The sequence below is a fragment of the Streptomyces sp. NPDC102274 genome (genome assembly GCF_044766385.1).
Taxonomy (GTDB): Bacteria; Actinomycetota; Actinomycetes; order Streptomycetales; family Streptomycetaceae; genus Streptomyces.
Genome location: NZ_JBIWLW010000005.1, coordinates 370,890 through 385,848 on the forward strand (window position 1 = coordinate 370,890; position 14,959 = coordinate 385,848).

Here is a 14,959-nt window from a genome sequence, read left to right on the forward strand (position 1 = left end):
GTAAGAAGCTGAGAGGCAGTATCAGGGGGCGGGTGTCCGTACGGGCGCCCGCCCTTTCTGTCCGCCTCTCCTGTCCCCTTGCTCGTCCGTCTGTCCTCTCCGTCTGTCCTGTCCGCCTGTCCTGTCCGCCTGTCCTGTCCGCTCGTCCCGTCCGCCCCCTGGACAATGGATTGGACAAGCCGCCCCGGGACAGACGCATGATGAAGCGGGACATGTGCCCGGGACAGTCGCGAGTGAAGGAGCCCCAGTGAAGGTCGGAATCGTCGGAGCCACCGGTCAGGTCGGCACAGTCATGCGCAGGGTTCTGGCCGAGCGGAGCTTCCCGGCCAGCGAGCTGCGGCTCTTCGCCTCCGCGCGGTCCGCGGGGTCCGTCATCGAGTGGCAGGGCGCGGCGATCACGGTCGAGGACGCGTCCACCGCCGATTACTCCGGGCTCGACATCGTGCTCTTCTCCGCCGGGGGCGCCACCTCGAAGGCGCTCGCGGAGAAGGTCGCCGGCCAGGGCGCCGTCGTGATCGACAACTCCTCCGCCTGGCGGCGCCACCCCGAGGTCCCGCTGGTCGTCTCCGAGGTCAACGCGCACGCGATCAAGAACCGTCCCAAGGGCATCATCGCCAACCCGAACTGCACCACGATGGCCGCCATGCCCGTGCTGCGTCCGCTGCACGCCGAGGCCGGGCTGACCGCACTGGTCGCCACCACCTACCAGGCCGTGTCCGGCTCCGGCCTCTCCGGTGTGGCCGAGCTGCACGGCCAGGCGCAGAAGGTCATCGCCGAGGCCGACCGGCTCACCCACGACGGGGAGGCCGTCGACTTCCCCGAGCCCGGCGTCTACCGGCGCCCCATCGCCTTCAATGTGGTCCCGCTCGCGGGCTCCCTCGTGGACGACGGCTCCTTCGAGACCGACGAGGAGCAGAAGCTCCGCAACGAGTCCCGCAAGATCCTGGAGATCCCGGAGCTGAAGGTCTCCGGGACCTGTGTCCGGGTGCCGGTCTTCACCGGCCACTCCCTCCAGGTCAACGCCCGCTTCACCCGCCCGATCAGCGTGGAGCGCGCCTATGAGCTGCTGAAGGACGCGCCGGGGGTGGAGCTGTCCGAGATCCCGACGCCGCTCCAGGCGGCCGGCAAGGACGCCTCGTACGTGGGCCGGATCCGGAACGACGAGACCGTGGAGAACGGTCTGGCGCTGTTCCTCTCCAACGACAATCTGCGCAAGGGCGCGGCGCTCAACGCCGTCCAGATCGCGGAGCTGGTCGCGGCCGAGCTCAAGGGCTGAGCGGTCCGCTCGCGCCAGGGCTGAGCGGTCCGCCCGCACCGGCGGGCAGGCGGAGCGGGGCGGGTTCCTTACATGCGGTCCGTACGAGGCGTACGGACCGTACGGGGATCCCGCCCCGCCGCCATGACCGCCCCCAGCGCCAACGCGGCCAGCGCGCCGCCGACCCAGAGCGCCCCGGCGACCTCGAAGCGGTCGGCCGCCCGGCCGCCGAGCAGCGCGCCCAGCGCGATCGCCGCGTTGAACACCCCGGCGAAGAGCGCGGAGCCGGCCTCCCCGCGCCCCGGTGTGGCGGCCATCAGCCAGTTCTGCGCGCTGACCGACACTCCGCCGTACGCCAGGCCCCACACCACGAGCAGCGCCACGGCGGCGGGCAGCGAGCCGCCCGCGGGGACGCTCAGCAGGACCGCCCCGGACAGCACCGCCGAGATGGCGAGCAGCGACCGGCGCGGATCGCGGGCGGCTGCCGCGCCACCGAGGAAATTGCCGGCGATGCCCGCCACCCCGTAGACCAGCAGCGCCCCGCTGATCAGCCCGGAGCCGAGCCCCGGCACCCTCTCAAGTGCAGGGCGCACATAGGTGTACGCGGCGAAGTGCCCGGTCACCAGCAGCGCGACCACCAGCAGCCCGGTTCGTACCGCCGGGGTGCGGACCAGCCCGAAGACCTCGCGCAGGCGTACGGCCTCCCCGGCGGGCAGCGGCGGCAGCAGTGCGCCGAGCAGCGCCGCGACCGCCAGCGCGAGCAGCGCCATCGCGGCGAACGCCCAGCGCCAGCCCGCCACCGCGCCCATCAGCGTCCCGGCCGGTACGCCGAGCACGGACGCCACGGCGATCCCGCTGAAGATCACGGCGGTGGCACGGCCCGCGGACTCCTGCCGTACGAGCCGTACGGCGAGCCCCGCCGCGACCGCCCAGACTCCCCCGATGCAGGCCCCGACCAGGGCCCGCGCCACCAGCAGCACCCCGAAGGCGGGCGCGAGCGCGGAGAGCAGATTGGCGGCGGCGAGCAGGACGAGCAGGGCGCAGAGCACGGTCCCGCGGTCCGCGCGGCGTACGGCGACGGGCAGCAGGGGCGCGGCGAGCGCGGCCACGACGCCGGGCAGGGTGACGGTGAGCCCCGTCGTACCGTCGGAGACGCGCAGCCCCTCGCCGAGGGAGGTGAGCAGCCCCACCGGCAGCATCTCCGTCGTGACGACGCAGAAGGTGGCGGCGGCGAGCGCGAGGACGGACGGCGGCAACGCGCGCCGTTCCCGGGGCTGTTGGGTGGCCTGTTTCATGGGGACCAGCCTTCGCCGGACGGCGCGGGGGAACAACGCCGAAGGTCTCATCCTTGTATGAGCCGGGCTTATCGACAGGGCCCGTCGATGCGGCTCATCGATACGGGGGTGGCGCGGTGCCGGGTGTGGAGATCCGCGAGCTGGAGTGCTTTCTCGTGCTGGCCGAGGAGCTGCATTTCGGCCGCGCGGGCGAGCGGATGTATGTCTCGCAGAGCCGGGTCAGCCAGCTTCTGCGCTCGCTGGAGGACCGGATCGGCGCCCGGCTCGTCGAGCGTACGAGCCGGCGGGTGCGGCTCACCCCGCTCGGCGAACGGTTTCTCGTCGGGCTGCGGCCCGCGTACGAGGCGCTGCGCTCGACGGTCGAGGAGGCGCGGGCCGAGGCGCGCGGGGTCGGCGGGCGGCTGCGGATCGGCTTCCAGGGCACGGCGGACGCGCGGCTGATGCGGGCGATCGCCCGGTTCCAGGAGCTGCATCCGGCGTGTGTGACGGAGATCGTGGAGATCCCGTTCGCCGATCCCTTCGGGGCGGTGCGGCGCGGGGAGGTCGATACGGCGATCGTGCTGCTGCCGGTCGCCGAGCCCGATCTCGTGCTCGGTCCGGTGTTCTCCAGGGAACGGCAGACGATCGCCGTGTCCGTACGCCATCCGTTCGCGGACCGCGCGTCGCTGGCGGCGGCGGAGATCGCGACGGCGCCGCTGATCCCGGCGGGCCCGCCGGCCCCGGCCTACTGGCGGGAGGCGCACGCGCCCTCGGCCGCCGTCGGGCCGGCGGTGCGCACGCTCCAGGAGGGGCTGACGCTGGTGGCCGCCGACCGGGGCGCGATGCTGCTGTGCCGGCCGACGGCGGATTATCACGGCCGCCGGGACGTCGTCTTCGTACCGGTCGAGGGCGTGCCGGATTCGGTGCTGGGGATGGTGTGGCACCGGGACGGCGAGACGGAGCGGGTACGGGCCTTCGGCCGGGCGGTCACCGGGAGCGGGTGATCCGGCCTCCCGGCGCCGGAGAGCTCTTCGCGCGCATGGAAGGATGTCGGAAAACGTCACATACCGAGGAGATGACCCGGGTGCCTGGCACAAATCTGACCCGCGAAGAGGCGCAGCGGCGCGCACGCCTCCTCACCGTGGACTCGTACGGGATCGATCTCGATCTCAGCGGCGCACAGGAGGGCGGCACCTACCGGTCCGTGACCACGGTGCGCTTCCGGAGCGCGGAGGCCGGGGCGGAGACCTTCATCGATCTGGTGGCGCCCGCGGTGCACGAAGTCGTGCTGAACGGCACCTCCCTGGACGTCGCCGCCGTCTTCCGGGACTCGCGGATCGCGCTGACGCATCTGCACGAGGGCCCCAATGAGCTGACGGTCGTCGCGGACTGCGCCTACACGAACACCGGCGAGGGGCTGCACCGCTTCGTCGACCCGGTCGACGAACAGGCGTATCTGTACACCCAGTTCGAGGTGCCGGACGCGCGGCGCGTGTTCGCCTCGTTCGAGCAGCCCGACCTGAAGGCGACCTTCCAGTTCACCGTGAAGGCGCCCGAGGGCTGGACCGTCGTCTCCAACTCGCCGACACCGGAGCCCAGGGACCACATCTGGGTCTTCGAGCCGACGCCGCGCGTCTCGTCGTACATCACCGCGCTGATCGTCGGTCCGTACCACTCGGTGCACAGCTCGTACGAGAAGGACGGGCAGTCCGTGCCGCTGGGCATCTACTGCCGGCCCTCGCTCGCCGAGTACCTGGACTCGGACGCGATCTTCGAGGTCACGCGGCAGGGCTTCGACTGGTTCCAGGAGAAGTTCGCCTACGACTACCCCTTCGCCAAGTACGACCAGCTGTTCGTGCCGGAGTTCAACGCGGGCGCGATGGAGAACGCGGGCGCGGTGACCATCCGCGACCAGTACGTCTTCCGTTCGAAGGTGACGGACGCGGCGTACGAGACGCGGGCCGAGACGATCCTGCACGAGCTGGCGCACATGTGGTTCGGCGATCTGGTCACCATGGAGTGGTGGAACGATCTGTGGCTGAACGAGTCGTTCGCCACATACACCTCGATCGCCTGCCAGGCGTACGCGCCGGGCTCGAAGTGGCCGCATTCCTGGACCACGTTCGCCAACTCCATGAAGACCTGGGCCTACCGGCAGGACCAGCTGCCCTCCACGCACCCGATCATGGCGGACATCCGTGATCTGGACGACGTGCTGGTCAACTTCGACGGCATCACCTACGCCAAGGGCGCGTCCGTGCTGAAGCAGCTGGTCGCGTATGTCGGCCAGGACGAGTTCTTCAGCGGCGTGCAGGCGTACTTCAAGGCGCACGCGTTCGGGAACACCCGGCTGTCCGATCTGCTGGGCGCGCTGGAGGAGACCTCCGGGCGCGATCTGAAGACCTGGTCGACGGCGTGGCTGGAGACGGCCGGCATCAATGTCCTGCGCCCGGAGATCGAGCTGGACGCCTCGGGCCATGTGACCTCGCTCGCCGTACGGCAGGAGGCCCCGGCGCTGCCGGCCGGGGCCAAGGGTGCTGTGTCGGATGATGCGGCTCCGCCGCGTGGTGTGCTGCGTCCGCACCGGATCGCGATCGGCTGCTACGACCTGGACGGGAACGGCAAGCTGGTCCGTACGAGCCGGATCGAGCTGGACGTGGAGGGCGAGCGCACGGAGGTGCCGTTCCCGGCGGTCACGCCGCGTCCGGCCGTCATCCTGCTCAACGACGACGACCTGTCGTACGCGAAGGTCCGTCTCGACGAGGAGTCGCTGCGGGTCGTCACCGAACACCTCGGCGACTTCGAGGAGTCGCTGCCGCGCGCGCTGTGCTGGGCGTCGGCCTGGGACATGACGCGCGACGGCGAGCTGGCCACGCGCGACTATCTGGAGCTGGTGCTCTCGGGTATCACCAAGGAGTCGGACATCGGGGTGGTGCAGTCGCTGCACCGCCAGGTGAAGCTGGCGCTCGACCTGTACGCGGCGCCCGCGTGGCGCGAGGCGGGGCTGACCCGGTGGACGGACGCCACGCTGGCACATCTGCGGGCGTCCGAGCCGGGCAGCGACCACCAGCTGGCGTGGGCACGCGCGTTCGCCGCGACGGCGCGTACGCCGCAGCAGCTCGACCTGTTGCAGGGCCTGCTCGACGGCACGGAGACGATCGAGGGCCTGGCCGTCGACACCGAGCTGCGCTGGGCGTTCGTCCAGCGGCTCGCGGCGGTGGGGCTGCACGACGAGGAGGAGATCTCGGCGGAGTACGACCGCGACCGGACGGCGGCGGGCGAACGCCACGCGGCCGCGGCCCGTTCGGCGCGTCCGCTGGCCGAGGCCAAGGCGGAGGCGTGGGCGTCGGTGGTGGAGGGCGACAAGCTGCCCAACGCCCTCCAGGAGGCGGTGATCAGCGGCTTCGTCCAGACCGATCAGCGTGAGCTGCTGGCCCCGTACACGGAGAAGTTCTTCGCGGTGGTCGGAAAGGTCTGGGAGTCGCGCTCGCACGAGATGGCCCAGCAGATCGCCGTCGGTCTGTACCCGGCGCTCCAGGTCTCCCGCTCCACGCTGGACGCGACGGACGCCTGGCTCGCCTCGGCGAGCCCGAACGCGGCGCTGCACCGGCTGATCTCGGAGTCGAGGTCGGGCGTCGAGCGCGCGCTGAGGGCGCAGGAGGCGGACGCGGCGGCCGCCGTCGCGTAGGTGTGCCGGGGCGGGCGGGTCGGGGCGGGCCTGGTGGGCCGTTCCCCGGCCCGCCCGTCTCCGTCGGAGGTCGGCCGGTCAGCGGGGCGGCTCGGCATTCCGGCGGTATGGGCTGCACGGCGGCACAGGCACGCACAGAAACGTCGCCCGGCACGCGAGGTGCCGGGCGACGCCCAGAAAGTCCCGGTGGGTCAGGCCTGCTTGCGCGACTTGTCGAGCACGATCACCAGACCGGCGATGATGCCGAAGATCACCAGCGGCGCGGCCACGAACAGGCCGAGGGTCTCGCCCACACTCAGGCCCGGACCCGGGTCGTCGCCGTCGTCCCGGGTCAGCGCGAGCGCCGGGGACGACATGAGCAGCATCATCAGCGTCGTACCGGTCGCCAGGGCGCCGGCGCGCAGAGCGTTCTTCTTGTCCACGGTGCAAACGTAGCGAACCCGTCCGCGGGCCGCGCGCCCGGGGTGCCGTACGGCACCTCACCGGGGGCGCAGGGCCTCCATCAGTCCGTGCAGCCGGGGCGAGGCGGCCAGTTCCTCCAGGCTCAGCGCGCGGCCCTCGGCGTCGGCCACCGGCAGCCGCCAGTTGGGGTACTGGTTCCAGGTGCCCGGCAGGTTCTGCGGCCTGCGGTCGCCGACCGCGTCCGGCAGCCAGACGCCGATCATCCGCGCCGGTGTGAGCGTGAGAAAGCGGTAGAAGGCGCGGATCTCCTCCTCCTCGTCCCCGGCGCCCCCGGGCAGCAGTCCCAGGCGCGCGAGGGAGCCCAGCCACTCCGCGATCTCCGCCTGCTCCTCCGCCCGCTCCTGCTCCAGCGGGCGGGTGAGCAGGCCGAGCCGGTGGCGCAGCTCCGCGTACTCACCGGTGAGCCGGGCCGCCGTGGGCGGCAGATCGTGGGTGGTGACGGTGGCCACACAGCCCTCGCGCCAGCTCTCGGGCGGCAGCGGCCGTCCCGTACCCTCCCAGTCGCGCTCGAACCAGAGCACGGACGTGCCGAGCACCCCGCGCCGCCGGAGCGCCTCGCGTACGCCGGGCTCGACCGTGCCCAGGTCCTCCCCTATGACGACGGCGCCCGCGCGGTGCGCCTCCAGGGCGAGGACCGCGAGCATCGCCTCGGCGTCGTAACGGACATACGTTCCCCGGGTGGGGTCCTGGCCCCGGGGTACCCACCAGAGCCGGAACAGCCCCATCACATGGTCGATCCGCAGCGCTCCGGCGTGCCGGAGCAGGCCCTGGAGCAGCCCGCGGAAGGGGGCGTACCCGGACGCGGCCAGCACATCGGGGCGCCACGGCGGCAGACCCCAGTCCTGGCCGCGCGCGTTGAAGGCGTCGGGCGGCGCGCCGATCGAGATGCCCGCGGCGAAGGCGTCCTGCTGGGCCCACGCGTCGGCGCCGCCCGGATGCACTCCTACGGCGAGGTCATGGACGATCCCGACGGCCATCCCCGCGTCCCCGGCGGCCTGTGACGCGGCCGCCAGCTGCTCGTCCGTGAGCCAGGCCAGCCGACAGTGGTAGTCGATCCGGTCGAGCAGCTCCCGGCGGGCCGCGGCCGTCTCGGCGGAGCGCGGATCCCGCAGCGCCTCCGGCCAGTCGTGCCACTCCGGGCCGTGCACCTCGGCGAGGGCGTACCAGGTGGCGTGGTCCTCCAGGGCGCGGCCCTGCGCGGCCAGGAAGTCCCAGTAGGCGGCGCGCCGCCCGGGGCCGAGCGGAACGCTGTCGAGGATGTCCAGGGCCGCGCGCTTGAGCGCCCACACGGCGTCGCGGTCGATCAGCGCGCCTTTGCCCGGGGTCTTGTCGAGGACGGACTCCCGCAGGGCCGCGGCCCGTTCCACCAGCGCGTCGAGACGCGCGCGGTCGGGGCCGCGCACATAGGCGTACTCCGGGACGTCCTCGATCCGCAGATGCACGGGGTCCGGGAAGCGGCGCGAGGAGGGGCGGTACGGGGAGGGGTCGGTCGGATCGCCCGGTACGGCGGCGTGCAGCGGATTGATCTGGACGAAGCCGGCCCCCAGGGTCCGGCCCGACCAGCCGGCCAGCTCGGCGAGGTCCCCCAGGTCGCCCATGCCCCAGGAGCGGGCGGAGAGCAGGGAGTAGAGCTGCACCAGGAAGCCGTGGGTACGGGCGGGCGGCTGCGGCACCAGAGCGGGCGCGACGATCAGCACCACCCAGGCCGTACGCCCGTCGGGCGCCTCGACTGCGAGCCGGTGCACCCCGAGCGGGAGCCTCGCCCAGGCGGCGGGCTCCTCGGGGGCGGAGTGCGGCAGCTCCACCGACTCGCCCTCCTCCGTCTCCACCCGGAGCACCGAGCCCGGTGGAAGCGCGGTCAGGGCGGACGGCAGCTCGGGGGGCGGCGGGGCCGGGTCGTGCAGGGGGGCGGGGGACGCGCCCGGGGCGCCGTCCCGGGTGGTCCACAGCACCAGCGTCGCGGGCAGCAGCCGCCTGGCCTCGGCGGACTCGGCGTCGCTCAGCGCGTCGTCCACCGCCTCGGGCGTGGACGCGTCGACACCCAGCGCGGCGAGAACCGCGATCACGGTGTCGGCGGGGACCGGGGCGGTGGCGCCCGGGGAAGGTGAGTACGCGGTGGCGACACCGTGCAGCTCGGCGAGCCTGGCCAGACCCATACGCACTCCGTTCAGAAGGTCAGACTCCCGGGGACTCCGTGCCACCCGCCGTACCCGGGGCGGTCGGCTCGCTGGTCAGCGGGGCGGTGCCGGCGAGCGGGGGCTCGCTGGTGAGGGGTGCCGCGTCGGCGAGCGGCGGCTCGCTGGTCAGGGGTCCCGCACCGACGCCGCCGAGCGGGGGCTCGCTGGTCAGCGGGGCGGGCTCCGCCTGTTTGGAGAGGGCGGAGAGCAGGAGCTGTGCGGATGCGGCCACGACGGCGCCTCCAAGGAACAGGGAACAGGTCACAGCAGCCCTACCCAGCGGGCGGAGCCGCAGACGTGTACGCCCCGTAAACGTGTGTCGAGTCACGATCCGTTCCCCGTGCGGCAGTTGAAGGTCCTGCCTATCACAAACGGGCATTTGCGACACAACGGCCACGCGCATTGACACCTTCACCACGGGGTGGTGGGCTCGGTGCCGCTCGACGCCTGGGGCCTGTCCGATCGGGGACTCCGGCGGGACGTTGGCCGTGCCAGGAAGCGAAACCAGTCGGCATGAGGGGACAGGGCATGCAGCTCGGGCGCAGAAAGCGGACCGCGACCGCCGTCGCGGTCGCCGTGATCGGTGGACTGCTCGGCGCCGCGCCGAGCGCTCTCGCCGCCCCACAGGATCCCGGATCTCCGGCGGCCACCACCCCCGACCGCGAGGGCGAGGCGGCGGTGCCCGCGGTCTGGCCGCGGCCCCAGACGATCAGGGCGGCGGGGAGCGCGGTCACGCTCGGGGACGAGGTGACCGTCGTCGCCGGCGCGGGAGCCGACACGTACGCCATAGAGGCGCTGGGGGATCTGCTGCGCGCGGCCGGCGTGCGTACCGTCCACACCATCTCGGCCGCCGCGTACTCGGGAGCGCCGCCCGCCGGCCGCGGGCCCCTGATACTCGCCGGGGGCAGCGGCGCGCAGAACGCACTGCGCGCCCTGCGCGCGCCCGAGCGCGCCGACCTTCCCTCCGGCGGCTACCGGATCGCCGTGGGCACCGTCGCGGGCCGCGGGACGGTCGCTCTGGACGGCGTCGGCGAGGACGGCCTCTTCCACGCCGCCCAGACCCTGCGCCAGCTGATCGTGCGTCAGGCCGCGGACCGGCCGGCTGTACCCGGCGTGGTCGTACGCGACTGGCCCGGCACCGCCGTACGCGGCACGGTGGAAGGGTTCTACGGGCAGCCCTGGGACCACCGGCAGCGGCTGGCACAGCTCGACTTCATGGGGCGCACCAAGCAGAACCGGTACCTCTACGCGCCGGGCGACGACCCGTACCGCCAGGCGCGCTGGCGCGATCCCTATCCGGTGGCGCAGCGCGCGGACTTCCGGGAGCTGGCGGAACGCGCCCGGCGCAATCATGTGACGCTCGCCTGGGCCGTCTCCCCCGCGCAGTCGATGTGCATGACCTCGGACGCCGACCTCAAGGCGCTCACCCGCAAGATCGACGCGATGTGGGCGCTGGGTGTGCGCGCGTTCCAGCTCCAGTTCCAGGACGTCAGCTACACCGAGTGGCACTGCGACCAGGACGCGGAGACCTTCGGCTCGGGACCGGGCGCCGCTGCCGAGGCACAGTCCCGGATCGCGAACGCGGTGGCCGGGCATCTGGCGGACCGGTACGGCGGCGCCGAACCGCTCACGGTCATGCCGACCGAGTACTACCAGGACGGCGCCACGGACTACCGCACCGCGCTCGCCGGCGCGCTCGACGCGCGGGTGCGGGTGGCGTGGACGGGCGTCGGGGTCGTGCCGCGCACGATCACCGGCCGGGAACTGATGGGCGCGCGCGCGGCGTTCCGGCACCCGCTGGTCACCATGGACAACTACCCGGTCAACGACTACGAGCAGGGCAGGCTCTTCCTCGGCCCGTACACCGGCCGGGAGCCCGCCGTGGCGACCGGTTCCGTCGCGCTGCTCGCCAACGCGATGGAGCAGGCGTCGGTGTCCCGTATACCGCTGTTCACGGCGGCCGACTACGCCTGGAACCCGCGCGGCTACAAGCCGCAGGAGTCCTGGCGGGCCGCAATGGACGACCTCGCGGGTGAGGACGAGGGAGCCCGTGAGGCGCTGGGCGTGCTCGCGGGCAATGGCGCCTCGTCGATCCTCAGCCCGGCGGAGTCGGCGTATCTGAAGCCGCTCCTGGACGCGTTCTGGCGCTCCCGTACGACCACGGACGCGGCGGCCAGAAGCGCCGCGGCGAACAAGCTGAGGGCCGCGTTCACGGCGATGCGGAAGGCTCCGCGGCGGCTCTCGGGGACGGCCGACGGGCGGCTGGACGACGAGGTGCGGCCCTGGCTGGACCAGCTCGCGCGGTACGGCACCGCGGGTGAACTGGCCGTCGACATGCTCCAGGCCCAGGACCGCGGCGACGGCACGGCGGCATGGCGGGCCTCGGTGGATCTGGAGCCACTGCGCGAGGCCGCGGAGGCGAGCCGGGTGACGGTCGGCGTGGGCGTGCTGGGGCCGTTCCTGGAGCGGGCGGCCAAGGAGTCGTCGGTCTGGACCGGAGCGGATCGCGCGAGGGGAGGTGCGGAGGCAGCGGGCGGGGGCGTCGCCCAGGACTCGCGGTCCTACACCGTCGAGCTGGGGCGGGCCAGGCCCCTGGAGGCGGTCAACACGATGAGCGAGCCCGGCACGGGCGCCGGCGCGACCATCGAGGCCCGGGTCCCCGGCCAGGGCTGGCGCGCCCTGGGGCCGCTCTCGACGAGCGGCTGGACCGAGTCGGACGCGAAGGGGCTCAACGGGCTGCGGGTCGACGCGGTACGGATCGTCTGGCCCGGGGCGGACGCGAGCGCCGGCGCGGGCGCCGGGCCCGGGGGGCCCGGAGGTTCCGGCGGGTCCGTGCCGTCCGTACGGCATGTCGTGCCCTGGTTCGCCGACGAGCCGCGGGCCAGCCTCGACCTGCCGCGCGGCGAGGCGAACGCCCAGATCGGCGGGGAGCCGGAGACGGTCGAGGCGCGCCTCGCCGCGCAGCGCCCCGGCGAGGTGCGGGGCGCGCTCACGGCGAAGCCGCCTTCCGGCATTCGGGTGACGGTGCCCAAGCAGACGACGGTGCCGCGCGGCTCCCGTACGAACGTTCCCGTGAAGGTGAGTGTCCCCGCGGGCACCCCGGCGGGTACGTACGAGGTGCCGCTCGCCTTCGCCGGCGAGGAGCGCACGCTCACGGTGCGTGCCTCGCCCGTCACCGGCGGCCCCGATCTGGCGCGTACGGGCACGGCCTCGTCCTCCGGGGACGAGACCCCCGACTTCCCGGCCTCCGCCGCGATCGACGGCGATCCCGTCAGCCGGTGGTCCTCGCCCGCGGAGGACGGCGCGTGGTGGCAGGTGGAGCTGGCGCGGCCGGCCAGGGTGGGCCGGGTGGTGCTGCACTGGCAGGAGGCCTACGCGACCCGCTACCGGATCCAGGTCTCGGCGGACGGGCGGACGTGGTGGACGGCGGCGGTGGTGGAGGACGGCGGAGGCGGGCGGGAGACGCTCGGGATGGACGCGCGGGATGCGCGGTTCGTGCGGGTGCAGGGGGAGGGACGGGCGACGCGGTTCGGGTACTCGCTGTTCTCGGCGGAGGTCTACGCGGTGGCGCCTCCCGGCTAGGGGTGGTGGCGGGGGTGCGGGGCGCCGTCCGGCGAGGGTGCGGGGCGCCGTCCGGCGAGGGTGCGGGGCGCCGTCCGGCGAGGGTGCGGGGCGCCGTCCGGCGAGGGTGCGGGTGCGTGGTCGTGTGCCGGGGGCCGGGGCCTCCGGAGGTCCGTGTCCGGACTGCTATCCTCACCGCGCTCCGCGCGAGCTGCGACGCTTTACGTCCTGACACGCACCTCCTGCGACCCCGACCCCCTCCCCCCGGCGGTCGGCTCCCACTCGCCGCACGGCTGGGGGTTGTGGGCAAGTGCGGTCCGGTGGTCGCCCAGTCTGACGCTCGGGGTGCCGGCTGGGGTGGGGTGCCGATCCGTTCCGGGTGGGGTCTTTCCGGCGGCGAGTGAGCCGAAGGGCTCGCCGCTGTCGAAAGGGAGAGCGCGCGGAGGTTCCCGAGGTACGAGGGAATCGAGCACGGTCGACCGTCGACAGGGGCATAAAGCGCCCGGAGGCGAACCGAGCCCCCCAAAAAAAGGGGGGCCCCAGCCCTGGCCCGCCTCCCGCGCCCCCAGGGAGGCGGACCAAGCCCTACGAAACCCTCGGCGCGTCGATGCGCGCCACCGCGTCTTCCGCGCCGTACGGCTGGAGGTACGGCATCCAGCGCGGGTCGCGGTGGCCCGTGCCGATGATGCGCCAGGCCAGGCCCGACGGTGGCTCGGGCTGGTGGTTGAGGCGCCAGCCCAGTTCCCGTAGGTGCCGGTCCGCCTTGACGTGGTTGCAGCGGCGGCAGGCCGCCACCACGTTGTCCCACCGGTGCTGTCCGCCGCGGCTGCGCGGGATGACGTGGTCGACGCTGGTTGCGACGCCACCGCAGTACATACAGCGACCGCCGTCACGGGCGAAGAGGGCACGGCGGGTCAGCGGAACGGGCCCCCGGTAGGGGACCCGTACGAAGCGCTTCAGCCGTACGACGCTGGGGGCCGGGATGACGCGGGTTTCGCTGTGCATGAAGGCGCCGGATTCCTCGAGGCAGAGTGCCTTGTTCTCCAGGACGAGGACGAGCGCGCGGCGGAGCGGTACGACGCCGAGCGGCTCGTACGACGCGTTGAGGACCAGGACATGCGGCACGGATGCCTCCTTGTACGCCGGCGGCGCGTGGCTCGCGCCGGGACGATCTGTTCTCAGTCTCTCCTCATGCCTGGTCGAAACGCCACCACGTCCAGGTAACGGGCTATGAGTGTTTTCGACCACATGACGACCACATGACGGCTCCTGGCCCGCGCACAGGCCCGCGCAGGGGCCCTGGACGGGCCGTGGGTGACATACGTGAGGCGCGTCTCTCCGGCCGCCGGGACGGCGGCCCGGCCGGACTGCCCCGTTAGTGTGGTTGGTCCACCCCGGCAATACCTGGAGGTTTCCGCCGTGTCCTGGTCCGCCCTGCCGGCCGCCGGTCCGTCGTCCGACTCCGTCACCCTCGACGAGGCCGCGAACCGCGCGAACGACGCCGCCAGCTGGGTGGAGGAGAACTGGGCCACCTGGCTGAGCACCGGGCTGCGGATGGTGCTGATCCTGGTCATCGCGCTCGTGCTGCGTCATGTGATCCGCCGGGCGCTGACCAAGCTGATAGACCGCATGAACCGCAGTGTGCAGGCGGTGGAGGGCAGCGCGCTCGGCGGGCTGCTGGTGAACGCGGAGCGGCGCCGGCAGCGTTCGGAGGCGATCGGGTCGGTACTCCGTTCGGTTACGTCGTTCCTGATCCTGGGTACGGCGGCGCTGATGATGCTGGGCGCACTCAATATCAATCTGGCCCCGCTGCTGGCCTCGGCGGGCGTCGCGGGGGTGGCGCTGGGGTTCGGTGCGCGCAATCTTGTGACGGACTTCCTGTCCGGGGTCTTCATGATCCTGGAGGACCAGTACGGCGTCGGGGACACCATCGACGCGGGGGTGGCGTCCGGCGAGGTGATCGAGGTCGGTCTGCGGGTCACCAAGCTGCGGGGCGAGAACGGCGAGATCTGGTACGTGCGCAACGGTGAGGTGAAGCGGATCGGCAACCTCAGCCAGGGCTGGGCGACGGCGGGTGTCGATGTGATGGTGCGGCCGACGGAGGACCTGGAGAGGGTTCGTACGGTCATCGCGGGGGTCGCGGAGAAGATGGCCAAGGACGACCCGTGGAACGAGCGGCTGTGGGGCCCGGTCGAGGTGCTGGGGCTGGACGCCGTCCTGCTGGACTCGATGACGGTGCGGCTCTCGGCGAAGACGATGCCGGGCCAGGCGCTGGGTGTGGAGCGAGAGCTGCGCTGGCGGATCAAGCGCGCGTTCGACGAGGCGGGCATCCAGATCGTCGGCGGCCTCCTCCCGGCGGCGGAGACCGCGACGGCGGACCCGGCGGCGGGTGTCTCCGCTCCCTCGGCGCTGGCGAGCCCGACGTCCCCGCAGTCCCTGGCGGCGGCCCCGATCACGCCGCCGCCGAATCTCGCGAAGTAGCGCGGTCCCTTCTCACCCGTCTTTCCCGCCGCCCCCGCAGGTAACGCTTTGGTTGCCGCGG

At 73.0% G+C, this 14,959-nt stretch carries 10 protein-coding genes; 5 read left to right on the plus strand and 5 right to left on the minus strand.

Annotated elements, in window-relative coordinates; translation table 11 throughout:
* Positions 1-247: 247 nt before the first annotated feature.
* A complete protein-coding gene (locus tag ACIRQP_RS10200; protein WP_403886252.1) occupies positions 248-1,276 on the plus strand; it encodes an aspartate-semialdehyde dehydrogenase in 1,029 nt (342 codons plus the stop codon).
* A 68-nt stretch (positions 1,277-1,344) separates the two neighbouring features.
* Here the strand turns inward: ACIRQP_RS10200 and ACIRQP_RS10205 are convergent, their stop codons facing one another.
* Positions 1,345-2,550, minus strand: a complete 1,206-nt coding sequence (locus tag ACIRQP_RS10205; RefSeq protein ID WP_403886255.1) for an MFS transporter — start codon at positions 2,548-2,550, stop codon at positions 1,345-1,347.
* Positions 2,551-2,666: 116 nt separating this feature from the next.
* Here ACIRQP_RS10205 and ACIRQP_RS10210 point away from each other — a divergent pair, with 116 nt between their 5' ends.
* Positions 2,667-3,533 carry a LysR family transcriptional regulator gene (locus ACIRQP_RS10210; RefSeq protein ID WP_403886258.1) on the plus strand — a complete coding sequence of 289 codons (867 nt, stop codon included), beginning with the start codon at positions 2,667-2,669 and terminating at the stop codon, positions 3,531-3,533.
* Positions 3,534-3,613: 80 nt separating this feature from the next.
* Positions 3,614-6,217 carry an aminopeptidase N gene (pepN, locus tag ACIRQP_RS10215; protein WP_403886261.1) on the plus strand — a complete coding sequence of 868 codons (2,604 nt, stop codon included), beginning with the start codon at positions 3,614-3,616 and terminating at the stop codon, positions 6,215-6,217.
* Positions 6,218-6,408: 191 nt separating this feature from the next.
* On the opposite strand, the gene ACIRQP_RS10220 is transcribed toward pepN, so the two are convergent.
* Genes ACIRQP_RS10220 through ACIRQP_RS10230 form a run of 3 tightly spaced genes read right to left on the minus strand, consistent with a single transcriptional unit; the run spans position 6,409 to position 9,088 of the window.
* Positions 6,409-6,639 (minus strand): hypothetical protein, encoded by a 231-nt coding sequence (locus tag ACIRQP_RS10220; protein ID WP_249949384.1) that lies wholly within the window; start codon positions 6,637-6,639, stop codon positions 6,409-6,411.
* A gap of 57 nt (positions 6,640-6,696) precedes the next feature.
* On the minus strand, positions 6,697-8,835 hold the full coding sequence (gene malQ, locus ACIRQP_RS10225; RefSeq protein ID WP_403886264.1) for a 4-alpha-glucanotransferase: 2,139 nt from the start codon (positions 8,833-8,835) through the stop codon (positions 6,697-6,699).
* 19 nt (positions 8,836-8,854) lie between these two features.
* Positions 8,855-9,088: a hypothetical protein gene (locus tag ACIRQP_RS10230; protein WP_403886266.1), complete on the minus strand. Its 234-nt coding sequence runs from the start codon at positions 9,086-9,088 to the stop codon at positions 8,855-8,857.
* 296 nt (positions 9,089-9,384) lie between these two features.
* On the opposite strand from ACIRQP_RS10230, the gene ACIRQP_RS10235 reads away from it, so the two are divergent.
* Positions 9,385-12,438, plus strand: a complete 3,054-nt coding sequence (locus ACIRQP_RS10235; RefSeq protein WP_403886269.1) for a beta-N-acetylglucosaminidase domain-containing protein — start codon at positions 9,385-9,387, stop codon at positions 12,436-12,438.
* Positions 12,439-13,002: 564 nt separating this feature from the next.
* On the opposite strand, the gene ACIRQP_RS10240 is transcribed toward ACIRQP_RS10235, so the two are convergent.
* The gene (locus tag ACIRQP_RS10240) at positions 13,003-13,542 is read right to left on the minus strand and encodes an HNH endonuclease (protein WP_403886272.1); all 540 of its coding nucleotides are present in this window, start codon (positions 13,540-13,542) and stop codon (positions 13,003-13,005) included.
* A gap of 294 nt (positions 13,543-13,836) precedes the next feature.
* On the opposite strand from ACIRQP_RS10240, the gene ACIRQP_RS10245 reads away from it, so the two are divergent.
* Positions 13,837-14,898, plus strand: a complete 1,062-nt coding sequence (locus tag ACIRQP_RS10245) for a mechanosensitive ion channel family protein (RefSeq protein WP_403886274.1) — start codon at positions 13,837-13,839, stop codon at positions 14,896-14,898.
* Positions 14,899-14,959 lie beyond the last annotated feature (61 nt).

What these genes read in the sequence shown, in the direction of transcription:
- ACIRQP_RS10235 (WP_403886269.1), top strand. Translation starts at nt 9,385, where the DNA reads ATGCAGCTCGGGCGCAGAAAGCGGACCGCGACCGCCGTCGCGGTCGCC.
- ACIRQP_RS10205 (WP_403886255.1), bottom strand. Translation starts at nt 2,550, where the DNA reads ATGAAACAGGCCACCCAACAGCCCCGGGAACGGCGCGCGTTGCCGCCG.
- malQ (WP_403886264.1), bottom strand. Translation starts at nt 8,835, where the DNA reads ATGGGTCTGGCCAGGCTCGCCGAGCTGCACGGTGTCGCCACCGCGTAC.